Origin of the sequence: Kocuria sp. NPDC057446 (assembly GCF_042802875.1) — a bacterium.
Lineage (GTDB): Bacteria > Actinomycetota > Actinomycetes > Actinomycetales > Micrococcaceae > Kocuria.
The window spans coordinates 1-20,874 of the sequence record NZ_JBHVDI010000035.1 but is presented as its reverse complement, the minus strand read 5'-3'; the positions used below and the strand labels follow the sequence as shown (position 1 = coordinate 20,874).

General features: G+C 74.5%; 23 protein-coding genes. 18 read left to right on the top strand and 5 right to left on the bottom strand.

The genetic code is table 11. The features are described from left to right. Positions 1–62: 62 nt before the first annotated feature. Positions 63–1,691: a GTPase HflX gene (gene hflX / locus ACFU0Y_RS06605; RefSeq protein WP_380213659.1), complete on the top strand. Its 1,629-nt coding sequence runs from the start codon at positions 63–65 to the stop codon at positions 1,689–1,691. A gap of 4 nt (positions 1,692–1,695) precedes the next feature. Then, entirely contained in the window at positions 1,696–3,774 is a 2,079-nt protein-coding gene (locus ACFU0Y_RS06600) for an ATP-dependent DNA helicase (RefSeq protein ID WP_380213658.1), read from the top strand. 123 nt (positions 3,775–3,897) lie between these two features. Here the strand turns inward: ACFU0Y_RS06600 and lexA are convergent, their stop codons facing one another. Continuing rightward, entirely contained in the window at positions 3,898–4,665 is a 768-nt protein-coding gene (lexA, locus tag ACFU0Y_RS06595) for a transcriptional repressor LexA (RefSeq protein ID WP_380213657.1), read from the bottom strand. A 340-nt stretch (positions 4,666–5,005) separates the two neighbouring features. Between lexA and ACFU0Y_RS06590 the strand changes: the two genes are divergently transcribed. The 7 genes from ACFU0Y_RS06590 (at position 5,006) to ACFU0Y_RS06560 (ending at position 9,957) form a co-directional block, all read left to right on the top strand. Next, positions 5,006–5,434: a LysM peptidoglycan-binding domain-containing protein gene (locus tag ACFU0Y_RS06590; protein ID WP_380213656.1), complete on the top strand. Its 429-nt coding sequence runs from the start codon at positions 5,006–5,008 to the stop codon at positions 5,432–5,434. Positions 5,435–5,495: 61 nt separating this feature from the next. Beyond that, complete coding sequence (locus ACFU0Y_RS06585; protein WP_380213655.1) at positions 5,496–6,599, top strand: histidinol-phosphate transaminase; 1,104 nt, start codon at positions 5,496–5,498, stop codon at positions 6,597–6,599. A 144-nt stretch (positions 6,600–6,743) separates the two neighbouring features. Further along, entirely contained in the window at positions 6,744–7,373 is a 630-nt protein-coding gene (gene hisB, locus ACFU0Y_RS06580; RefSeq protein ID WP_380213654.1) for an imidazoleglycerol-phosphate dehydratase HisB, read from the top strand. Next, on the top strand, positions 7,370–8,119 hold the full coding sequence (gene hisH / locus ACFU0Y_RS06575) for an imidazole glycerol phosphate synthase subunit HisH (RefSeq protein WP_380213653.1): 750 nt from the start codon (positions 7,370–7,372) through the stop codon (positions 8,117–8,119). Before hisB ends, hisH begins: the two co-directional genes overlap by 4 nt. After that, the gene (locus ACFU0Y_RS06570) at positions 8,116–8,277 is read left to right on the top strand and encodes a hypothetical protein (RefSeq protein ID WP_380213652.1); all 162 of its coding nucleotides are present in this window, start codon (positions 8,116–8,118) and stop codon (positions 8,275–8,277) included. The genes hisH and ACFU0Y_RS06570 overlap by 4 nt, the downstream gene beginning before the upstream one ends. A 76-nt stretch (positions 8,278–8,353) precedes the next feature. Continuing rightward, on the top strand, positions 8,354–9,106 hold the full coding sequence (priA, locus tag ACFU0Y_RS06565) for a bifunctional 1-(5-phosphoribosyl)-5-((5-phosphoribosylamino)methylideneamino)imidazole-4-carboxamide isomerase/phosphoribosylanthranilate isomerase PriA (RefSeq protein WP_380213651.1): 753 nt from the start codon (positions 8,354–8,356) through the stop codon (positions 9,104–9,106). Next, positions 9,103–9,957 (top strand): SseB family protein, encoded by an 855-nt coding sequence (locus ACFU0Y_RS06560; protein WP_380213650.1) that lies wholly within the window; start codon positions 9,103–9,105, stop codon positions 9,955–9,957. The genes priA and ACFU0Y_RS06560 overlap by 4 nt, the downstream gene beginning before the upstream one ends. A 44-nt stretch (positions 9,958–10,001) precedes the next feature. Here ACFU0Y_RS06560 and ACFU0Y_RS06555 read toward each other — a convergent pair whose 3' ends face one another. After that, a complete protein-coding gene (locus ACFU0Y_RS06555; protein WP_380213649.1) occupies positions 10,002–10,412 on the bottom strand; it encodes a DUF1844 domain-containing protein in 411 nt (136 codons plus the stop codon). A 117-nt stretch (positions 10,413–10,529) separates the two neighbouring features. Here ACFU0Y_RS06555 and ACFU0Y_RS06550 point away from each other — a divergent pair, with 117 nt between their 5' ends. From ACFU0Y_RS06550 to ACFU0Y_RS06525, 6 genes are all read left to right on the top strand, one after another. After that, positions 10,530–10,826, top strand: a complete 297-nt coding sequence (locus tag ACFU0Y_RS06550) for a DUF503 domain-containing protein (RefSeq protein ID WP_368820626.1) — start codon at positions 10,530–10,532, stop codon at positions 10,824–10,826. 335 nt (positions 10,827–11,161) lie between these two features. Continuing rightward, the gene (gene infC / locus ACFU0Y_RS06545) at positions 11,162–12,163 is read left to right on the top strand and encodes a translation initiation factor IF-3 (protein ID WP_380213666.1); all 1,002 of its coding nucleotides are present in this window, start codon (positions 11,162–11,164) and stop codon (positions 12,161–12,163) included. A 157-nt stretch (positions 12,164–12,320) separates the two neighbouring features. After that, complete coding sequence (rpmI, locus tag ACFU0Y_RS06540) at positions 12,321–12,515, top strand: 50S ribosomal protein L35 (protein WP_017832891.1); 195 nt, start codon at positions 12,321–12,323, stop codon at positions 12,513–12,515. Between the two features lie 93 nt (positions 12,516–12,608). Then, a complete protein-coding gene (gene rplT, locus ACFU0Y_RS06535; RefSeq protein ID WP_058873525.1) occupies positions 12,609–12,998 on the top strand; it encodes a 50S ribosomal protein L20 in 390 nt (129 codons plus the stop codon). A gap of 13 nt (positions 12,999–13,011) precedes the next feature. Then, positions 13,012–13,920 carry a TrmH family RNA methyltransferase gene (locus ACFU0Y_RS06530; protein ID WP_380213648.1) on the top strand — a complete coding sequence of 303 codons (909 nt, stop codon included), beginning with the start codon at positions 13,012–13,014 and terminating at the stop codon, positions 13,918–13,920. Between the two features lie 4 nt (positions 13,921–13,924). Beyond that, a complete protein-coding gene (locus ACFU0Y_RS06525; RefSeq protein ID WP_380213647.1) occupies positions 13,925–14,377 on the top strand; it encodes a (deoxy)nucleoside triphosphate pyrophosphohydrolase in 453 nt (150 codons plus the stop codon). A 129-nt stretch (positions 14,378–14,506) separates the two neighbouring features. Here the strand turns inward: ACFU0Y_RS06525 and ACFU0Y_RS06520 are convergent, their stop codons facing one another. The 3 genes from ACFU0Y_RS06520 to ACFU0Y_RS06510 all read right to left on the bottom strand — a co-directional run bounded on the left by ACFU0Y_RS06520 (position 14,507) and on the right by ACFU0Y_RS06510 (position 16,175). Then, the gene (locus ACFU0Y_RS06520) at positions 14,507–14,902 is read right to left on the bottom strand and encodes an endonuclease domain-containing protein (protein ID WP_380213646.1); all 396 of its coding nucleotides are present in this window, start codon (positions 14,900–14,902) and stop codon (positions 14,507–14,509) included. Between the two features lie 395 nt (positions 14,903–15,297). After that, on the bottom strand, positions 15,298–15,435 hold the full coding sequence (locus tag ACFU0Y_RS06515) for a type IV toxin-antitoxin system AbiEi family antitoxin domain-containing protein (protein WP_380213645.1): 138 nt from the start codon (positions 15,433–15,435) through the stop codon (positions 15,298–15,300). 311 nt (positions 15,436–15,746) lie between these two features. Next, entirely contained in the window at positions 15,747–16,175 is a 429-nt protein-coding gene (locus tag ACFU0Y_RS06510; RefSeq protein ID WP_380213644.1) for a DUF4157 domain-containing protein, read from the bottom strand. A gap of 193 nt (positions 16,176–16,368) precedes the next feature. On the opposite strand from ACFU0Y_RS06510, the gene pheS reads away from it, so the two are divergent. The 3 genes from pheS to ACFU0Y_RS06495 all read left to right on the top strand — a co-directional run bounded on the left by pheS (position 16,369) and on the right by ACFU0Y_RS06495 (position 20,829). Then, positions 16,369–17,439 carry a phenylalanine--tRNA ligase subunit alpha gene (gene pheS, locus ACFU0Y_RS06505; protein WP_380213643.1) on the top strand — a complete coding sequence of 357 codons (1,071 nt, stop codon included), beginning with the start codon at positions 16,369–16,371 and terminating at the stop codon, positions 17,437–17,439. A 3-nt stretch (positions 17,440–17,442) separates the two neighbouring features. Beyond that, on the top strand, positions 17,443–19,995 hold the full coding sequence (pheT, locus tag ACFU0Y_RS06500; RefSeq protein ID WP_380213642.1) for a phenylalanine--tRNA ligase subunit beta: 2,553 nt from the start codon (positions 17,443–17,445) through the stop codon (positions 19,993–19,995). A gap of 201 nt (positions 19,996–20,196) precedes the next feature. Continuing rightward, complete coding sequence (locus tag ACFU0Y_RS06495) at positions 20,197–20,829, top strand: hypothetical protein (protein WP_380213641.1); 633 nt, start codon at positions 20,197–20,199, stop codon at positions 20,827–20,829. Positions 20,830–20,874 lie beyond the last annotated feature (45 nt).

The window sequence follows — 20,874 nt, the reverse complement described above, 5'->3', positions numbered from 1 at the left end:
CCGCCCGGATGTCCGGTTCCGGCACTAGAATGTACCGATCAGCATCCCGTCCGAAAGGAACCATGACCCACCCCCGTGAAACCCCTGCCGAGCCCCGCGCCGCCGCGGAGCCCGAGAACGGCCTGAGCCGGCAGGACCTGGAGGACGTCGTCGAGCGCGTGCTCTCCCGGGCCCGTGCCCGGGAGCAGGCCGCCGGGCAGGACACCGCCCCCGAGGGCGACTCCACCGCGCCGGGCCGGCTCTCCGGCCGGGCCCGCGAGCTCGCCGACGCCGAGGACGGGCACAGCGTCCACGACGGCGACCAGCAGGACCTCGAGGAGCGCCGCGCCCTGCGCCGCGTGGCGGGCCTGTCCACGGAGCTCGAGGACGTCACCGAGCTCGAGTACCGCCAGCTGCGCCTCGAGCGGGTGGTGCTCGCCGGACTGTGGACGGAGGGCACGCTCGCGGAGGCCGAGAACTCCCTGCGCGAACTGGCCGCGCTCGCCGAGACCGCCGGCTCCGAGGTGCTCGACGGCATCGTCCAGCGCCGGCTCAAGCCGGACCCGGCCACGTACCTGGGCTCGGGCAAGGCCAAGGAGCTGCGGGACATCGTCGCCGCGACCGGCGCGGACACCGTCGTCGTCGACTCCGAGCTCGCCCCCTCGCAGCGGCGCGGGCTGGAGGACGTCGTGAAGGTCAAGGTCATCGACCGCACGGGCCTGATCCTCGACATCTTCGCCCAGCACGCCAAGTCGAAGGAGGGCAAGGCCCAGGTCGAGCTCGCCCAGCTCGAGTACCTGCTCCCGCGCCTGCGCGGCTGGGGCGAGTCCCTGTCCCGCCAGGCCGGCGGTCGCGCCGCGGCCGGTGAGGGCATCGGCTCCCGCGGCCCCGGTGAGACCAAGATCGAGCTGGACCGCCGGCGCATCCGCACCCGCATGGCCAAGCTGCGGCGCGAGATCGCCGCGATGAAGCCGGCGCGCGAGACCAAGCGGCTCAACCGCCGCCGCCACTCCGTGCCCTCGGTGGCGATCGCCGGCTACACCAACGCGGGCAAGTCCTCGCTGCTGAACCGGCTCACGGACGCGGGGGTGCTCGTGGAGAACGCCCTGTTCGCCACCCTGGACCCCACCGTCCGCCGCGCGCAGACCCCGGACGGCATCGGCTACACGCTCTCTGACACGGTCGGCTTCGTCCGCTCGCTGCCCACCCAGCTCGTCGAGGCGTTCCGCTCGACCCTGGAGGAGGTCGCCGACTCCGACCTCATCCTGCACGTGGTGGACGCCTCCCACCCGGACCCGGAGGGGCAGATCCGCGCGGTGCGCCAGGTCTTCACGGACATCGACGCCCAGAACATCCCCGAGATCATCGTGCTGAACAAGGTGGACGCCGCGGACCCGTTCGTGGTCGAGCGGATGAAGCAGCGCGAGCGCAACGTGGTGGTGGTCTCGGCCCGCACGGGGGAGGGCATCGACGAGCTGCGACAGCGGATCAGCGAGTCCATCCCGCGCCCCGAGACGGTCCTGGACCTGGTGATCCCGTACCAGCGCGGCGACGTGGTCAGCCGGCTGCACGACTGGGACGCGGAGATCCTCCGCACCGAGCACCTGCCCGAGGGCACCCACCTGCTCGTGAAGGTCCGCGAGGACCTCGCGGCCGAGCTCGCGGAGTTCGCCCCCGAGCACGCTCCCGGCTTCGGCGCCGAGAGCGCCTGAGCGCGTGGCCGCCGCCTTCGTGGACGAGTCCGGGCACGACGTCCCGGCCGTGCGCCCGGAGACCCTGCCCGGGGCCAAGGACTCCCTGAACCTGCTGGACACCGCCGTGACGGCGATGGGCGGGCAGGTCCGGGACGGTCAGCGGCTGATGACCGCCAAGGTCGCCGAGGCCCTGGACCGGGGCCGGCACCTGCTGGTCCAGGCGGGGACCGGCACCGGGAAGTCCCTCGCCTACCTGGCCCCGCTCGTCGAGCACGCCCAGCGCGCGGACAAGCCCGTGGTCGTGGCCACGGCCACGCTCGCCCTGCAGTCCCAGATCGTGGGCCGGGACGTGCCGCGCCTGCTGGCGGCGCTCGAGGGCGAGCTCGAGCGCGACGTGGACGTGGCGCTGCTCAAGGGCCGCAGCAACTACGCGTGCCTGCACAAGATCGAGGGCGGCTACCCGTCCGACGACGAGCCGGGCGCGCTCTTCACGCTGCCCGACGCCGCCCCGCACCCCGGCGCGGCGCAGCCCGAGGCCCCCGAGCAGCCGGGGCGGCTGGGCCAGGAGGTCCAGCGCCTGCGGGAGTGGGCCCGGGAGACCGGGACCGGGGACCGGGACGAGGTGCTCCCGGGGGTCAGCGACCGCGCCTGGCGCCAGGTGTCGGTCACGGCGAAGGAGTGCCTGGGCCGCAGCTGCCCGCTGGTCGAGGACTGCTTCGCCGAGCTCGCCAAGCAGCGCGCCGGCGAGGCCGACATCGTGATCACCAACCACGCCCTGCTCGCCATCAACGCCTTCGAGGGCATCACGGTGCTGCCCGAGCACGACGTCGTGGTCATCGACGAGGCCCACGAGCTCCAGGACCGGGTGACGGGCGCCGTCACCGGGCAGCTCTCCGCGGCCTTGGTGCGTTCGGCCGCGGCGTCCGCGCGCAAGCACACCTCCGCGAGCCCCGACGCACTCACCGTGGGGGCCGCAAACCTCGAGGCCGCCCTGGCGGGTGCTCCCGCCGAGCTGCTGCACCGCGGTCTCGACGACGCCCAGTCGGCGGCGGTGGCCCAGATCCGGGACGCCGCCCGCACCGTGATGACCGAGTCCAAGGCCGGCCCCGGGGAGAAGGACGGGGACGCCGGCCGGCAGATGGCACGCTCCCGAGTGAGCGACGTCCTCGACCTGGCCGAGCGGATCCTCGCCGCCGAGGAGCACCGCGAGGTGCTGTGGATCTCCCGGCAGGGCGGCTGGGAGCCCGGCCGCGGCTACGTGCCCGCGGAGGACACCGACCCGGCCACCCTGCACGTGGCGCCGCTCAGCGTGGCCGGCACCCTGCGGGAGGGCCTCTTCGACGGGCGCACCGTGGTCCTCACCTCGGCCACCCTGTCCGTCGGCTCGTCCTTCGACTCCGCCGCCGGGGCCCTGGGCCTGCGGGGCGAGGGCGCCCCGCGCTGGGAGGGCGTCGACGTCGGCAGTCCCTTCGACTACCCGAAGCAGGGCATCCTCTACCTCGCCAAGCACCTGGAGAAGCCCGGCCGCCGGCTCACGGAGGCCCAGCTGGACGAGATGCTGGCCCTGCTGGAGGCCTCCCGGGGCGGCGCCCTGGGGCTCTTCTCCTCGCGCCGGGCGGCGGAGGAGGCGGCCGAGGCGCTGCGCGAGCGCACCGACCTGCCGATCCTGTGCCAGGGGGAGTCCTCGCTCGCGGGCCTCGTCCAGGAGTTCACCGACGACCCGTCCACGAGCCTGTTCGGCACGATGAGCCTGTGGCAGGGCGTCGACGTCCCGGGGGCCTCGTGCCGGCTCGTGATGATCGACCGGATCCCCTTCCCGCGCCCGGACGACCCGCTGGCGAGCGCCCGCAGCCGCGCCGCGGAACGGGCCGGCGGCAACGGGTTCATGGCCGTGTCCGCGACGCACGCGGCCGTGCGGCTCGCCCAGGGGGCCGGGCGGCTCATCCGCGCGGGCGGTGACCGGGGCGTCGTGGCGATCCTGGACTCCCGGATCGCGACCGCCCGCTACGGCGGGTTCCTCCGGGACTCCCTGCCGCCGCTGTGGACCACCACGGACCGCTCGGTGGTGCTCGGGGCCCTGCAGCGGCTCTCCGTGGGCTGAGCACGCCCGGCGGACGCCCGGGGTCCCTCCGGACCGTGCAGGGCCCGCACGGGGTCCGGACAGCAGCGGGACCGGACGGCAGCGGGCCCCCGCCGGCGGCGGGGGCCCGGGGCGTGCGGCGGCTCAGAGGCTGCGGAGCACCGAGACGACCTTGCCCATCACGGTGGCGTGGTCGCCGAGGATCGGCTCGTAGCGCGTGTTCTGCGGCAGCAGCCAGGTGTGGCCGTCCCGCTGGCGGAAGGTCTTGACCGTGGCCTCGTCGTCGAGCAGGGCCGCCACGATGTCCCCGTTGTCGGCGGCGCTCTGCCGGCGCACCACCACCCAGTCGCCGTCGCAGATGGCGGCGTCGATCATCGAGTCGCCCTTGACGCGCAGCATGAACAGCTCGCCGTGCCCGACCAGCTGGCGCGGCAGCGCCAGGACGTCCTCGACGGCCTGCTCGGCCGTGATCGGCCCGCCGGCGGCGATGTGGCCGACCAGGGGCACCATGGTCACGTCCGCCGAGGTGGACAGCTCGGCCACGGCGGCGGGACCGGCGGGGCGGTCGCCCGGGGCCGCCTCCTCGGGCGACGGCCCGGCGGACTCCGCCCCGGCGGTGCCGCGCAGCTGCAGGGGGGTGAGCACCTCCATGGCCCGCGGGCGCTTGGGGTCGCGGCGCAGATAGCCCAGCTTCTCGAGCTGGGAGAGCTGGTGGGTGACGCTCGAGAGCGAGGCCAGTCCCACCAGGTCCCCGATCTCCCGCATGGACGGCGGATAGCCGTGCTCGGCGATGGAGCGCTGGATGGCCTCGAGGATGGTGCGCTGGCGCACACTGAGCCCGCGGCTGCGCGAGCGCGCCCCGGGGCGGGCGCCCCGGGTGCGGGGCTCCTCGGGGGTGGGGGGCTGGGCCATGGGAGCGTCGTCCTTTCCCGTCCGGCTGCCGGTGCGGCCGGTCTGCGCGGTCCCGGTTCCGATGTCGGACCCGGGTGGTTCGATAGGTCCCGGTCGGCAGGCGCAGAGATACGCAGCGCGCGCCGGCCCGAGGCCCGAACCTGCCCTCAGCCTAGGCGACACGCCGTGTGTCTTCAAACATATGTACTACCCGGTGTCGACAGCATTCGCAGACACGTGCTAGACATGGGTTATCGGTATTCGAAAGTATGTTCGATCGAATGGAGGCCCGCAGGGGCCCTCGACCGGACCGGAGTTCGAGATCGCCCGCTCCGTGCGGGAACGTCAAGGAGTTCATGTCATGAGTGCCAGTGCCACCCTCAGTGCCGTCGTCGCCCGCCGCCGCGAGTCCGCCGGTCCCGCCCGGCCCCCCGGCCGCGCGCTGCGGCGGGCGCGCCCCGTGCGCTCCGCCGACCGCACCCCGCTGACCCTGACCCGTCGCGGCCGCCTCGTGTTCCTGGGGCTGCCCGTCCTCGCCGGCTCGGCCGCCCTCGTCGTGCTGGCCGTGATCTTCCTCGTCCCCTCCACCGCCACGGCCACGAGCGAGCCCGTGCCGGGATCCGGGACCGAGCAGACCACCGTGTTCCCCGGGCAGAGCCTGTGGGGGATCGCCGTGGCGGCCGACCCGGACCGGGACCCGCGGGAGGTCATGGACGAGATCGTGGAGCTCAACGACCTGGACAGCTCGGTGCTCGTGGCCGGCCAGCTCCTCGAGGTCCCCGCCGCCTGAGCCGCCCGACCCGAGGACCCCGTCGGCCCGGAGTGTGCCGGCGGAGCACTAAACTGTCCGGGTGACGCAGAACCTGGACCGACTCAACGCCCTCCCGCTCCGTGACGACCTGCGCGGCAGGGCGCCGTACGGCGCCCCGCAACTGGACGTCGCCGTGGCGCTCAACACCAACGAGAACACCCATCCGGTCCCGGAGGACGTGCACGCGGCGATCGTCCGGGAGGTCACCGAGGCGGCCCGGACCCTCAACCGGTACCCGGACCGGGAGTTCACCGCCCTGCGCGAGGAGCTCGCCGCGTACCTGGGCCACGGGCTCGGGCCCGCCCACCTCTGGGCGGCCAACGGCTCCAACGAGATACTGCAGCAGATCCTCCAGGCCTTCGGCGGCCCCGGCCGCACGCTGCTCACCTTCGTCCCCACCTACTCGATGTACCCGCTGCTGGCCTCCGGGACGCACACGGGATTCGTCGCCGGAGAGCGCGCGGCGGACTTCGGTCTCTCCGCCGAGTCCGCGGCCGAGCAGGTGCGCCGGCACCGCCCGGACGTCGTCTTCCTGTGCTCGCCCAACAACCCGACCGGAACGGCGCTGGGCGCGGACGTGGTCACCGCCGTGTACGAGGCGGGGGAGGAGTTCCGGACGGTGGTCGTGGTCGACGAGGCGTACGCCGAGTTCTCGCACGGCGGCACCCCCACCGCGCTCACCCTGCTCGAGGACCGGCCCCGGCTGATCGTCTCCCGCACCATGAGCAAGGCCTTCGCGCTCGCCGGAGCCCGGCTGGGCTACTTCGCGGCGGCGCCCGAGGTCGCCGATGCCGTGCGCCTCGTCCGGCTGCCCTACCACCTCTCGGCCGTCACCCAGGCCACGGCGCTGGCGGCCCTGCGCCACTCGGAGTCGCTGCTGGCCAACGTGGAGGACATCAAGATGCAGCGGGACCGGATCGTCGACGAGCTCGAGCGGCTCGGGCTCGAGCCCGCCGAGTCGGACTCGAACTTCGTCTTCTTCGGCGGCATGGACGACTCCCGGGCCGTGTGGGAGTCGCTGCTCGAGCACGGGGTGCTCGTCCGGGACGTCGGGATCCCCGGCCACCTGCGCGTCACCGCCGGCACCGAGGAGGAGACCACCGCGTTCCTGGCGAGCATGGAGCGGATCGTCTCCGACGGCTGAGGCCCCCGGGCCGGGGTGGCCCCCGTCCCGGATAGCATGGAGGCAGACCACCACCACCGGGCCCGGGGCACCGCCGTGCGTCCCGGCCCGGACCACCCGCGGCCCGCCGACGGCCGTGCCGCGCCCGCGAGGAGTTCCCACCGAATGAGCGACCAGACCACCACCGGCACCCGTGCGCCCCGCCGCGCCGCCCTCGAGCGGCGCACGAGCGAGTCCACGGTGTCCGTCGAGATCGACCTCGACGGCACCGGCGAGAACGACATCGACACCTCGGTGCCGTTCTACGACCACATGCTGACCGCGCTGTCGAAGCACTCGCTGATCGACATGCGGATCCGGGCGACCGGGGACACCCACATCGACGTCCACCACACCGTCGAGGACACCGCGATCGTCCTCGGGGACGCCCTGCGCCAGGCGCTGGGCGAGAAGGCCGGGATCCGCCGCTTCGGCGAGGCCACCGTCCCGCTGGACGAGGCCCTGGCCAACGCCGTGGTCGACATCTCCGGCCGGCCCTACGTGGTGCACTCCGGCGAGCCGGAGGGCCAGCAGTACCACCTCATCGGCGGGCACTTCACCGGCTCCATGGTCCAGCACGTCTTCGAGTCCCTGGCCTACCACGCCGGGATCTGCCTGCACGTCACGCTGCTGGCCGGCCGGGACCCCCACCACATCGCCGAGGCCCAGTTCAAGGCCCTCGCCCGCGCGCTGCGCCAGGCCGTGGAGCCCGATCCCCGGGTCCACGGGATCCCGTCCACGAAGGGGGCCCTGTGAGCACCGACGGCACCGACCGGCCCACCGTCACGGTCCTCGACTACGGCGCCGGCAACGTGCGCTCGGCCGTGCGCGCCCTCGAGGCCGCCGGCGCGGACGTGGTGCTCAGCGCCGACCCCGAGGCGGTGCTGGGCGCCGACGGCCTCGTGGTCCCCGGCGTCGGCGCGTTCGCCGCCGTCATGGACGGTCTGCGCTCCGTGGACGGTCTGCGGCTGATCGGCCGCCGGCTCGCCGGGGGGCGTCCCGTGCTGGGCATCTGCGTGGGCCTGCAGGTCCTCTTCGACTCCGGGGTCGAGCACGGCCAGGAGACCGAGGGCATGGGCGAGTGGCCCGGCGTCGTCGAACGACTGAAGGCCGACGTCGTCCCGCACATGGGCTGGAACACGGTCGAGCCGCCCGAGGGCAGCGTCCTGTTCCGGGGCATCGAGGACCAGCGCTTCTACTTCGTGCACTCCTACGGGGTGCAGGAGTGGGACTTCCCGCAGAGCATCCAGAGGATGCGGCCGCCGCAGGTCACCTGGTCCGACCACGGCGGGCGCTTCATCGCCGCCGTGGAGAACGGGGCCCTGTGCGCCACGCAGTTCCACCCGGAGAAGTCCTCCGAGGCCGGCATCCAGCTGCTGCGCAACTGGCTCGGCACCCTGCCGCGCACGGGACGCCTCGACCACCTCAAGGCCGGCGACCCGCTGGGCGGCAACGCCCTGGCCGGCCGGCCGACCCTGGAGAACCAGGACGGCGCCGCGTGAGCTACGCCGTCGTCGTCATGGTGTTCGGGGCGTTCGTCGCCGGGGGCGCCATCTCGTTCCACCAGCAGCGCAAGCCGCTGTGGACGGTCGTCCTACTGGCCGCCGTCGCGGCGGCCCTCGTCGGCTACGGCTGGTACGCCTGGTTCCAGGGCCGCTGAGCCCCGGGCCGACCCCGAACGCCCGCACGTCCGCCCCCGAGCACCCGAGCACCCGAGCACCGAGAGAAGAGAACCCATGTCCCTGAGCGAGACCCCCCGCCTCCAGCTGCTGCCCGCCGTCGACGTCGCGGACGGCCAGGCCGTGCGCCTGGTCCAGGGCGAGGCCGGCTCCGAGACCGGCTACGGCGACCCGCTCGAGGCCGCCCTCGCGTGGCAGGAGGCCGGCGCCGAGTGGATCCACCTCGTGGACCTCGACGCCGCCTTCGGCCGCGGCGACAACATCGACGTGCTGCGCCGCGTCGCGGCCGAGCTCGAGCTGAAGGTCGAGATGTCCGGCGGCATCCGCGACGACGCCTCCCTCGAGCGGGCGCTGTCCCTGGACCCCGCCCGGATCAACCTGGGCACCGCGGCCCTCGAGAACCCCGAGTGGACGCAGAAGGTCATCGCCGAGCACGGCGACGTCATCGCGGTGGGCCTCGACGTGCGGGGCACCGTCCTCGCCGCCCGCGGCTGGACCGAGGAGGGCGGGGACCTGTGGGAGGTCTTGGACCGCCTCGAGGAGCACGGCTGCGCCCGGTACGTGGTCACCGACGTCACCAAGGACGGCACCCTCAAGGGCCCCAACCTGGAGCTGCTGCAGGAGGTCGCGACCCGCACCGACAAGCCCGTGGTCGCCTCCGGGGGCATCTCCTCCCTCGACGACCTCGCGGCCCTGCGCACCCTCGTGTCCTCCGGCGTCGAGGGCGCGATCGTGGGCAAGGCCCTCTACGCGGGCCGGTTCACCCTCGAGGAGGCCCTCGACGTGGCGGGCCGGCCGGGAGCGCGGTGACGCAGCGGCCCCTGCCGGGGCACATCGCCGCCCAGCTCGCGGGCGCCGGCGGCACGGAGGACACCGGCGGCCAGGCCTGGGCCGGACGCAACCTCGGCGAGGGCACCAGCCACACCCACCGCTTCCCCGACGACGACGGCGCCGCCGCCCCGGCCGTGCTCCGGGCCCTCCGGGAGCTGCGTGCCGGGACGGGGGACGAGGCCGCCGTGGTCGCCGCGCTCGCCGGGACCCGGGTGTTCGTGCCGGTCGTGGCGGAGGTCTCGGCCTCGACCGTGACCGAGGCCGGTCTCGTGGCCGACAAGGAGGCCGACATGGCGCTCGTGTCCCTGCGGGCCGCGGACGGCCGGCAGGTGCTGCCGGCGTTCACCTCCACCGCGGCGCTCGCCGCCTGGCACGCCGGGGCGCGGCCGGTGGCCACCGACGTCCGCCGGGCGGCCGTGGCGGCCGTCAAGGACGGCACCCCGCTGCTGGTCCTGGACCCCGGCACGGACCTGCCGTTCGTCGTGCGCCGCCCGGCCCTGTGGGCGCTGGCCCAGGGGAGGCCCTGGACGCCCTCCTACCGCAGCCCGGCGGTCGAGGCGGCCGTCCTGCGCTGCGCCGAGGACCTGCCCGGGGTGCTCGCGGTGGGCACGGCCCCCGGGGACGGGGTGGCCGTGCGCGCCGCGGACGGAACGGTCGTCCGGGGCGGCGGGGCCGGCCCCGAGCTGGCCGTGGTGCTCTCCCTGCGGCCCGGTCTCGACCGGGCGCGGCTGGACGACGTGGTCGCCCGCTTCCAGGCGCGGCTGGGCGTGGAGCCGGCCCTCGCCGAGGACGTGGACTCGATGCAGCTGCGCCTCACGACGGCGGGCTGACCCGGGAACCCCGGATCAGCCCGCGACGACGGCGCCGAGCGGCCTCAGCTGACCGGGCCGGTGAACCGCTCGCCGGGGCCCTGACCGGGGGCGTCCGGGAAGTGCGAGGCCTCCCGGAACGCGAGCTGCAGGGTGCGCAGGCCGTCGCGCAGCGGAGCGGCGTGCTGGGAACCGATCTCCGGGGCCGCGGCGGTGACGAAGCCGGCCAGGGCGGTGATGAGCTTGCGCGCCTCGTCCAGGTCCTTGAGCTCCTCGGCGTCCTCGCCGGCGGCCAGGCCGCACTTCACGGCGGCGGCGCTCATGAGGTGCACGGCCGCGGTGGTGATGACCTCGATGGCGGGGACCTCCGCGATGTCGCGCATCTGCTCGTCGACGGCGCTGACCGTCTCCTGCGGGATCTCCTGGCCGGGCCGTGCGGCGTCGTCGTCGAAGCGGAAGGTGTTCTCGGAAGTCATGGCCCAACTCTGCCACACCGCCGTCCGCGGTCCGGACCGTCCGGCCGGACCGATGGGGCGGCGCCGGGACTATCCTGCAGAGGAGGCCGGGGCCGGCCGGAAGGAGGCGGAGACGCCGTGTGGATCGGGTGGATCGAGTTCGACGTGCTCCTCGGGGACGTCCACTCCCTCAAGGGCAAGCGCTCCGTGGTGCGCCCCCTGGTCGCGGAGCTGCGCCGCCGCTTCCCGGTGACCGCCGCGGAGGTCGGCCACCTCGAGCTCCACCGCCGGGCCCTCGTGGGCACCGCCGTGGTCGCGGCGGACGCCGCCCGCCTCGTCGAGGTCCTGGACGAGGTCGAGCGCTTCGTCGCCGCCCGGCCGGAGACGGAGCTGCTCTCCGCCCGCCGCGCCCTGCACAGCACCGAGGACGAGTGAGACCCGCGCGACCGACGGTTCCCTAACCCGCGGCCCATGGGCTAGACTGGCGGGCAGTGTGCAAGTGGAGGAGACTCCCACCCGCGCCGGCCACGGTCCCCGAGCCTCTCGGACGACCGGCCCACGGCCGCCGGGTCCGCGACGACATCGTCCGCACGACGGCTCGGCCGGGTCCTCCCGCGTCCGCTCCGTCACGCAGCGCGTTACCCCCGGGTGCCGCACCGATGAGCCTCCGCTTGCCGACCGCAGCGGGGGCTTTTGTCGTTGCGGACCGGACCGAACCATGAGGTCCCCGGAAACCTCCGGGCGACCACGCAGAACATCAGGAGCACGGCATTAGCGATCCACGTATCAATGACAGAATCCGAGTCCCCGAAGTCCGTCTCGTCGGACCCGCAGGCGAGCAGGTCGGCATCGTCCGCGTCGAGGACGCACTGAGGCTGGCCCGCGAATCGGATCTCGATCTGGTCGAGGTGGCGCCCAACGCCAAGCCGCCGGTGGCCAAGCTCATGGACTTCGGCAAGTACAAGTACGAGGCCGCGGTCAAGGCCCGGGAGTCGCGGAAGAACCAGACGAACACGGTCCTCAAGGAGGTCCGGTTCCGGCTCAAGATCGACACCCACGACTACGAGACCAAGGTCGGCCACGCCAAGCGGTTCCTCGGGGCCGGCGACAAGGTGAAGGCCATGATCCAGTTCCGCGGTCGCGAGCAGCAGCGCCCCGAGATGGGCGTCCGCCTGCTCGAGCGCTTCGCGAACGACGTCGCGGAGGTCGGCGCGGTCGAGTCGAGCCCCCGGGTCGACGGCCGCAACATGGTGATGGTCGTGGGCCCGCTGAAGAACAAGGCCGAGGCCAAGGCCGAGGCGCGCCGCCAGAAGCAGCGCGACGAGGCGAAGGCCGAGAACGAGCGCAAGGCGAAGGACAAGATCGACACGTCCTCCGCCGCGCCCGTGACCCAGACGATCGGGGACGCGTTCCCGGCCGAGCTGCGCGAGCGGGCCGGGCAGGCCGAGGAGCCGGTGCAGCAGTCGGCCCCGGAGCCCCAGGTCCAGGAGCCGGCCCCGGAGCCCCAGGTCCAGGAGCCGGCACCGGCCCCGCAGGCCCCGGAGTCGGCGCAGCCCGCCGCCCCCGAGCCGGAGGTCGTCGAGCCGGAGGTCGCCGAGGCGCCCGTCGTCGAGCCCGAGGTCGTCGAGGTCCCGGCGCCGAAGGCGGCCCCGAAGCCGCCGGCACCGAAGGCACCGGCACCGAAGGCTCCGGCACCCCGGCCGGCGGCCGCGGCGCCCAAGGCTCCCCGGCCCGGCCCCAAGCCGGGCGCCAAGCCCGGGCCCCAGGCCTGAGCGGCGCACGACCTTCCGCGCGAGCGGAGCAGAACTGACAGCGCCCCGTGGCGCGCAGCCGGTCCCGGCTGCGCCCAGGGGGCACCGTGGAGGTGCGGCGGACGTCGCCGTGCCCTCCGGTGGCCACCACCGGAAGAAACGCAAGGAGAGCGGCCACATGCCGAAGATGAAGACCCACAGCGGGGCGAAGAAGCGCTTCAAGCTCACCGGTACCGGCAAGGTGAAGCGCCAGCAGGCCAACCGCCGCCACTACCTGGAGCACAAGTCCTCGCGGCTGACCCGTCGCCTGGCCTCCGACCAGATCGTGGCCCCCGGCGACGCCAAGGTCATCAAGAAGATGCTGGGCAAGTAGTCCCCACCGCATCACCGGGGAGCCCGTCTCCCCGCCCCGCACAGATTTGACCTCCCGGCCGCACGGCCGGGACCGAAGTGAAGGAGTACACACGTGGCACGTGTGAAGCGGGCGGTCAACGCCCACAAGAAGCGCCGGGAGATCCTCGAGCAGGCCTCCGGCTACCGCGGCCAGCGCTCGCGCCTGTACCGCAAGGCGAAGGAGCAGGTCACCCACTCGTTCGTCTACAGCTACAACGACCGCCGGAAGCGCAAGGGCGACTTCCGCCGGCTGTGGATCCAGCGCATCAACGCCGCGGCCCGCGCCAACGGCCTGACCTACAACCGCTTCATCCAGGGCCTCAAGGCCGCCGAGGTGGAGGTCGACCGCCGCATGCTCGCCGAGCTGGCCGTCAACGACGAGAAGGCGTTCGCCGGTCTCGTCGAGATCGCCAAGAACGCCCTGCCGGAGGACACCTCCGCGCCGCGCGAAGCCGCAGCCTGACCCCGTCGGAGCTGTGAACCTCACGGAGCGCCTGGCCGCCCAGCCGATGTCCAACCCCCGAGCCGATCGGGTGCGGGACGTCGCGGGACTGGCCGGGCGCTCCGCGCGTTCCAAGCGTGGACTGTTCCTGGCCGAGGGCCCCCAGAACGCCCGCGAGGCCCTCGCCCGGCACCTGGAGTCCCCGTGCGCGGACGCCGTCTACGTCACGGAGGACGCCCTGGCCCGCCACCCGGACATCGCGGCCCTCCTGGAACGGGTGGCCGAGGACCGGTCCGTGTTCGTCCGCCTCGTGACGCGGGATGTCCTGGCCGCCATGAGCGACGCGGTGACCCCGCAGGGCGTCGTCGTCGTGTGCCGCCCCCTCGACGCGGACCTCGAGGACGTGCTCGCCGCCGGGCCGCGCCTCGTGGCGGTGCTGGCCCGGGTGCAGGACCCGGGCAACGCCGGCACCGTGCTGCGCGCGGCGGACGCCGCCGGCGCGGACGCGGTGGTGCTCACCGCCGGCAGCGTGGACCTCTACAACCCCAAGACCGTGCGCTCGACCGCCGGCTCCCTCTTCCACCTGCCGGTGGTCGTGGGCGCCGAGCTCCCCGCGCTGCTCGGGGCCGCTCGCGCCGCCGGCTGCGGCGTGCTGGCCGCCGACGGCCACGGGGACGTCGACCTCGACCGGCTCCAGGACGCCTCCGCCGCCCGGGCCGCCGGCGCGGACGGCGTGCCCGCCGCCTACGACCTGGCCCGGCCCACCGTGTGGCTGTTCGGCAACGAGGCCCGGGGGCTGTCGTCGGAGGAGAAGGCTCTGGCCGACCACCGCGTCGCCGTGCCCGTGCACGGCCGGGCGGAGTCCCTCAACGTGGGCACCGCCGCCACGGTGTGCCTCTACGCCTCGGCCCGCGCCCAGCGGCGCCCCCGGTCCGGGCGCTGATCCGGTGAGCGCACCGCTGCCGGCCGCGTACCGTACCCAGGTGGTCGGCGCCGCCCTCCTCGACGACGCCCACCGCCCTACGGCCTTCCTCGCCGCGCAGCGGGCCTACCCCGAGGCCCTGCGGGGCCTGTGGGAGTTCCCCGGCGGAAAGCAGGAGCCGGACGAGAGCTGCGAGCAGGCCCTGGTGCGGGAGTGCGCCGAGGAGCTCGGCGTGCACGTCAGGCTCCTCGCCGAGGTGCGCGGACCGCACGCCCAGGGCTGGCCGCTCAAGGACACCGCCGCGATGCGGGTCTGGACGGCCGTGACCACCGGCGGCGACCCCCGGCCCGTCGTGGGGGAGGACCACCTGGCCGTGCGGTGGCTGTCGCTGGACGATCCCGCCGCCGCCCTCGCCCTGCCCTGGATCCCGGCCGACCTGCCGATCGTGCACGCCCTGCTCGACCACCTCGCCGGCTGACCCGCCCCCTCCCCTCCGCCGAACTCACCGCGTCGACCCGAAACGGCGGCATTTCTCCGCCTCTGTCGGGGAGAGTCGGTGCGCTCGGCTCTGGTGAGTGCGGTGAAGACGAGCTCGTCGGGAGCGACGTCAGTGCTGTGGAATCCGGTGAAGGGGTGCACGGCCGCGCAGGGCGAGGTGGAGGCGGGCGACGAGCTGCTCGGGCCTGCGGGTGACCGTCTCCCAGTCGGTGCGCAGCACCGTCCAGCCGGCCTCGACCAGGGCGAGCTCCCGCCGCCGCTCCTCGTGGAGCGCCTGGCCGGTCGGGGTGCCGAGGAAGTACTTGACGCGGCCGTCGAACTCCAGGAGCACGCCGGCCCCGGGCCAGGCGAAGTCGGCGCGGTACACGCCCCTGCCGGTCGGGATCGTCAGCTGCGGGACGAAGGCCGGCAGACCGGACTGCAGCAGGACGATCCGGATGAGCGACTCGCCCGGGGACTCCGCGCGCGGATCCGCCAGGTCCAGGGCGGTGCGGGCGCGCCGCACGCCGCGGTGGCCCGGGAGCCGGACGAGCCGCGCGGTGAGCGCGTCCGATCCACCCCCGCGGCCAGGGCCTGGTCCAGGACCACCACGGCCGCCCCCAGGGGAAGGAACCGGGCGCAGTCCAGCGCGGTCCGCTCCGGAGCGGTGAGCAGCACCCCGTGCCGTTCGACGACGTCCTCGTGGGGCAGGGAGCCGCTGTGGTGGTGGGCCGCGCGGCCGGTGCTGCGGGTGCCGAGCCCGGGACCGTGGAGGACCTGCGGCGCCGCGGGGTCCCGCAGCAGCCGCCAGTCGTGGAGCAGCGCCGCGGAGTCCCGGCAGAACACCGGCGGAGCCGCCGCGGTGCGGGACACGACGAGGTGCCTCTGCACGGTCCGGTCCCGGTCGCCCAGGGCATGCCACTAGGTGGGGTCCGCGTAGACGCCGTGAGCCACCCGGCGCAGGGCACCGGCCCGGACGAGACGCTGGGCACCGGTGGCGGAGACGCCGGAGGTCTCCAGGTCGGAGAGGGTGAGCAGCCGGGACGGGAGATCGGTCATGCAGGAATCCTGGCCCGTCCCGCCGGGCACCGGCGCGCCGCGCAGCCGTTCTGTGGAGCGACGCCGGAAGGCCGGCGGGAAGTGTGCCGCCCTGCAGTGCCGGCGCGAGCCGTCGCCCCACCCCGCCCACCGGCCGTGACGCCCCGGACCCCGCACCCCTGCCCGTCGCGATCGGCCGCCCTCGCGAGCACCGCCGAACTCACCGGTGCACCCCGAGAGGGGAGCACATCCACCCCCGGTTGGAGCAGAAGTGGTGAGTTCAGCGGGGAGGAACGGAGGGGAGCGGAACGGGGAGGAGCGGAGCCGCCAGGTCAGGGACGGTCCGGCCACCGGTAGCCGCCGTCGGCCAGGCCCGCCCCCACCTCGAACGGATTGCGCAGCGCGGGGTGCCCGCAGCGCAGCATCGACCACCCGGCCGCCAGCAGGTAGGCCGGCAGGAACGGCAGGCCCAGCCACTTGGCCCACTGGCTCGCGTGGCGCGCCTCGTGGGCCAGGAGCCGGGGACGCGCCGCGACGTCGTCGATCCCCGCGCGGAACAGGACCACGTTGCCCACGGTGAACGCCCCGGCCCTCGGCAGGCGGGGCCGGTAGCCGAACCCCAGGATCAGCCCCTCGGGCCCCCGGGACACCCTCGTGCGCGTGGCCGCGGCGACCAGCAGCCCCAGCGGCGTGGACAGGTTCGTCATGTTCCACACCTGGCGCACGCGCGCCGCTCGGCTCAGGTTCGGGCTCCGCGTCATGCCCCCAGCGTAGGCCCACCGGGGCGTCCCCGGCCCGGGCGCGGGAGCGGTGGGCCGCCGGTGAGGCACGTGCCATAGACTGGGACACGCCCGCGATCCGTGCCGATCCGGGCTTTCCCGTGCTCCCCGTTCCACGGACCCTGGGGCGGCGTGCGCGGACGACCCCGTCCCCGAGCCGAAGAAGTCCCAGCTGATGTCTGAACTGCCACCCGAGACCGCCCCGAGCGGCGCGGTCGACCCGACCGACGAGGCCGCGGTCGCCGCCGCCGTGGAGGCGGCCCTGACCGCCGTCGGAAACGCCCAGGACCTGGACGAGCTCAAGGAGGTCCGGCTCGCCCACGCGGGGGAGCGGTCCCCCCTGGCGCTGGCCAACCGGCAGATCGGCTCCCTGGACAAGTCGCAGAAGGCCGCCGCCGGCAAGCTGGTCGGCCAGGCCCGCGGCCGCGTCAACCAGGCGATCGCCGCCCGCACCACGGTGCTGGAGGAGGAGCGGGACGCCCGGATCCTCGTCGAGGAGGCCGTGGACGTCACCGCCGCCGGCCGGCGCCGGCGCCTGGGCGGACGGCACCCGCTGACCAACCTCATGGAGCGCGTCGGCGAGACGTTCGTGGCGATGGGCTGGGAGGTCGCCGACGGCCCCGAGGTCGAGTCCGAGTGGTACAACTTCGACTCCCTGAACTTCAAGCCGGACCACCCCGCCCGGGAGCTGCAGGACACGTTCTTCGTGGACCCGCCCGAGGCGCACCTCGTGCTGCGCACGCACACCTCGCCGGTGCAGATGCGCACGCTGCTGAACCGGGAGCTGCCGGTCTACGTCGTGGTCCCGGGGCGCACCTACCGCACCGACGAGCTCGACGCCACGCACACCCCGGTCTTCCACCAGGTGGAGGGTCTGGCCGTGGACAAGGGGCTGTCGATGGCCGACCTCAAGGGCACGCTCGAGCACTTCGCACGGCAGATGTTCGGGCCGGAGGCGAGGATCCGGCTGCGGCCCAACTACTTCCCCTTCACCGAGCCGTCCGCCGAGCTGGACGTGTGGCACCCGAACGCCAAGGGCGGGCCGCAGTGGATCGAGTGGGGCGGCTGCGGCATGGTCCACCCCAACGTGCTGCGCGCGGCCGGCATCGACCCCGAGGCGTACTCGGGCTTCGCGTTCGGCATGGGCATCGAGCGGACCCTGATGTTCCGCAACAACGTCCCCGACATGCGCGACATGGTCGAGGGCGACGTCCGCTTCAGCGAGCACTTCGGGATGGAGATCTAAGACATGCGAGTTCCTTTGTCATGGCTGCGCGAGCACGCCCCCGTCCCCGCGGACGCGACCGCCGAGGACGTCCTGGCCACCCTGGTCCGGGTCGGCCTCGAGGAGGAGGACGTGCACCGACCCACGGACCATCTGAAGGGCCCGGTCGTGGTCGGCCAGGTGCTGTCCAAGGAGCCGGAGACCCACTCCAACGGCAAGACCGTCAACTGGTGCACCGTGCGCGTGGTCCCCGAGGGCCGGGCGCAGACCCTGACCGGCAAGGGCATCGACCCGTCCGGCGTGCAGGGCGTGATCTGCGGGGCGCACAACTTCGAGGTCGGGGACAAGGTCGTGGTGACCCTGCCCGGCGCCGTGCTGCCCGGCAACTTCACGATCTCGGCGCGCAGGACCTACGGCCACACCTCCGCCGGGATGATCGCCTCGGTGCGCGAGCTCGGCATCGGCGAGGACCACGACGGCATCCTGGTGCTCTCGACCCTCGGCCTGGACCCGGAGCTCGGCGCGGACGCCCTGGAGCTGCTCGGCCTCTACGACGAGGCCGCCGAGATCAACGTGACCCCGGACCGGGGCTACGCGTTCTCCGTCCGGGGCGTGGCCCGGGAGTACTGCCACGCCGTGCACGAGCCCTTCACCGACCCGGCCGGGACGGTGGCCGCCCGGGTGCCCGCGCCCACCGGGGACGGCTTCCCCGTGACGCTCGACGACGACGCCCCGATCCACGGCAACCCCGGGTGCACCCGCTTCGTCGCCCGCACGGTGACCGGCATCGACCCGACCGCCCCCACGCCCCCGTGGATGTCGGCGCGGCTGCGCCTGGCGGGGATCCGCTCCATCTCCCTGCCGGTGGACATCTCCAACTACGTGATGCTCGAGCTGGGCCAGCCCCTGCACTTCTACGACCTCGCGCGGCTGACCGGCGGCATCGGGGTCCGCCGGGCGGCACCGGGGGAGACCCTGACCACCCTGGACGGCAAGCAGCGCCCCCTGGACGCCGAGGACCTGCTGATCACCGACGGCTCCGGGCCCATCGGCCTGGCCGGGGTCATGGGCGGGGCGGCCACCGAGGTCTCGGACGGCACCGTCGACGTGCTCGTGGAGGCGGCCCGCTTCGACGAGGTGTCGATCGCGCGCACCACCCGGCGGCACCGGTTGCCCTCGGAGGCGTCCAAGCGCTTCGAGCGCGGGGTGGACCCGCAGATCGCCCCGGTGGCCGCCCAGCGCGCCGTGGAGCTGCTGGTGGAGCTGGCCGGCGGCACGGCCGGGCCCGGGGTCACCGACGTGGACCGCACCTCCGCCCCCGCGCCCATCGAGCTGCCCTGGGACCACCCCGGCCGCCGCACGGGCGTGGAGTACACGGCGGAGCAGGTCGTCTCGACCCTCACGGAGCTCGGCGCGCAGGTGGAGGCCACCGACGACGGCTGGCGCGTCGTGCCCCCGTCGTGGCGGCCCGACCTGGTCGAGAAGGAGGACCTGGTCGAGGAGGTCGCCCGCCTCGTGGGCTACGACAGGATCCCGTCGCGGCTGCCGGTCGCGCCCCCCGGGCGTGGTCTGACCGCCGAGCAGCAGGCCCGCAAGCGGGTCGCGGACGCGCTCGCGGCCGCCGGGATGACCGAGGTGCTCGCCTACCCGTTCGTCTCGCAGGCGGACAACGAGCTGTGGGGCGCCCCGGAGCCGGGGGTCCCCGTGCCCTCGGTGAAGCTGGCCAACCCGATCAGCGAGGCCCAGGGGATGCTCCGCGTGTCCCTGCTGCCGGGCCTGCTGGAGGTGCTGCGGCGCAACACCTCCCGCGGCTTCCGGGACCTGGCCCTCTACGAGGTCGGGCGGGTCTTCCGGCCCGGCGAGCAGCTCGGCAGCGCGAGCATCCCCCCGCTGGGGGCGCACCCGGGCCGGGAGGTGCTCGGCGAGATCGAGGCCGGCATCCCCGCCCAGCCGCGCCACCTCGCCGCGGTCCTGGCCGGCCGGGACACGGCCGAGGGCCCGTGGACCGCGCCCCGGGCGTTCGACTGGCAGGACGCCCTCGACGCCGCCCGGCTGGCCGCAGAGGTCCTCGGGGTCGAGCTGACCGTGCGCCAGGGCACCCACCAGGCCTTCCACCCGGGCCGCACCGCCGTGCTCGCCACCGCCGACGGCACCCCGCTGGGCTACGCGGGGGAGCTGCACCCGCAGCTCGTCGCCGCGCAGGACCTGCCCGAGCGGACCGTGGCGATGGAGCTGAACCTCAGCTCGCTCACCGCGGCCGAGGTCGAGGTCGTGCAGGCCCGCCCGATCTCCGGCTACCCGGCCGCCACGCAGGACGTGGCGCTCGTGGTCGACGCCTCCGTGCCGGCCGCCGCGCTGCGCGCCGCGCTCGAGGAGGGCGCAGGGGAGCTGCTCGAGGACGTCCGCGTCTTCGACGTGTACCAGGGCCCCGGCATCGAGGAGGGCCGCAAGTCGGTGGCCTTCGCCCTGCGCTTCCGGGCGCCCGACCGCACGCTGACCGCCGACGAGGCCTCCGCCGCCCGCGAGGCGGCCGTCGCCGTGGCCGCCGAGCGCCACGGCGCCGTGCTGCGCGGCTGACCCGCACCGACGGACGACGGCCCGCCCCCCTCCCGGGGGACGGGCCGTCGTCCGTCGTGCCCGGCGCCGCTCCCGGCCCGGGTAACAGTTGCGAACGCCCGGGTGCCCGCCGGCATCTTCGGTACTGTGGCACCGGGTCCCCGGCCGCGACCCCGGCGATCGCGACCGCCCCCTTCCCCGACCCCGTTCCAGGAGCTCAGCATGACCGAGGAGACCACCGACCGGCAGGACACGTTCTTCGCCTTCGACGACGAGCAGGACGACGAGCAGGAGGAGCACGACGGCGGGCGCGCCCGCCGGTCGATCGCCTGGAGGCCGACGGCCGTGGGGCTGCTCGGGCTGCTCCTGGGCCTGGTCCTGGCGGTGAGCGCGGCGCTCGCCTGGGACGACTCGCGGCGGCTGGCCGGCTACGCGGACAGGTCGTGGGTGATCTCCGGGCAGTACCAGGACCTCACCAACGACCTGCAGACCAAGACGTGGAACCCGATCTACCGCGGGGTGCTGCCCGCGGACGAGGCGGTCACCGAGCAGCCCTTCGACTCCGGCCTCGCCGATCCGCGCGTCCCGGAGGCGGGGGAGGAGATCGTCTTCCGCGGCACGCAGACGGGCTCCCGCGAGGAGGACTTCCACGAGGAGGCCGACGCCCTGCTCGCCGTCGAGGAGGGCACCCTCCAAGTGGTCGAGACCGCCGAGGCGGGCGAGTTCGGGGACGGCGTCACCGCCGGCACCGTCGCGTGGCAGCGCGTGCAGGCGGCCCTGCTGCTGCTCGCCGGACTCGGCGCGGCCGCCGGCGGGATCTGGTTCGCCCGCCGGCTCTACCGCCGCGAGCACTGACCCGCCGCCGCCCGCGCGGCCGAACGGGCCCGCACCGGACGCACC

Excerpts from the sequence above, each read along its gene's own strand:
- hflX (WP_380213659.1), top strand. The coding sequence starts at position 63 with ATGACCCACCCCCGTGAAACCCCTGCCGAGCCCCGCGCCGCCGCGGAG.
- lexA (WP_380213657.1), bottom strand. The coding sequence starts at position 4,665 with ATGGCCCAGCCCCCCACCCCCGAGGAGCCCCGCACCCGGGGCGCCCGC.
- ACFU0Y_RS06590 (WP_380213656.1), top strand. The coding sequence starts at position 5,006 with ATGAGTGCCAGTGCCACCCTCAGTGCCGTCGTCGCCCGCCGCCGCGAG.
- hisB (WP_380213654.1), top strand. The coding sequence starts at position 6,744 with ATGAGCGACCAGACCACCACCGGCACCCGTGCGCCCCGCCGCGCCGCC.
- priA (WP_380213651.1), top strand. The coding sequence starts at position 8,354 with ATGTCCCTGAGCGAGACCCCCCGCCTCCAGCTGCTGCCCGCCGTCGAC.
- ACFU0Y_RS06555 (WP_380213649.1), bottom strand. The coding sequence starts at position 10,412 with ATGACTTCCGAGAACACCTTCCGCTTCGACGACGACGCCGCACGGCCC.
- rpmI (WP_017832891.1), top strand. The coding sequence starts at position 12,321 with ATGCCGAAGATGAAGACCCACAGCGGGGCGAAGAAGCGCTTCAAGCTC.
- ACFU0Y_RS06515 (WP_380213645.1), bottom strand. The coding sequence starts at position 15,435 with ATGACCGATCTCCCGTCCCGGCTGCTCACCCTCTCCGACCTGGAGACC.
- ACFU0Y_RS06510 (WP_380213644.1), bottom strand. The coding sequence starts at position 16,175 with ATGACGCGGAGCCCGAACCTGAGCCGAGCGGCGCGCGTGCGCCAGGTG.
- pheS (WP_380213643.1), top strand. The coding sequence starts at position 16,369 with ATGTCTGAACTGCCACCCGAGACCGCCCCGAGCGGCGCGGTCGACCCG.
- pheT (WP_380213642.1), top strand. The coding sequence starts at position 17,443 with ATGCGAGTTCCTTTGTCATGGCTGCGCGAGCACGCCCCCGTCCCCGCG.
- ACFU0Y_RS06495 (WP_380213641.1), top strand. The coding sequence starts at position 20,197 with ATGACCGAGGAGACCACCGACCGGCAGGACACGTTCTTCGCCTTCGAC.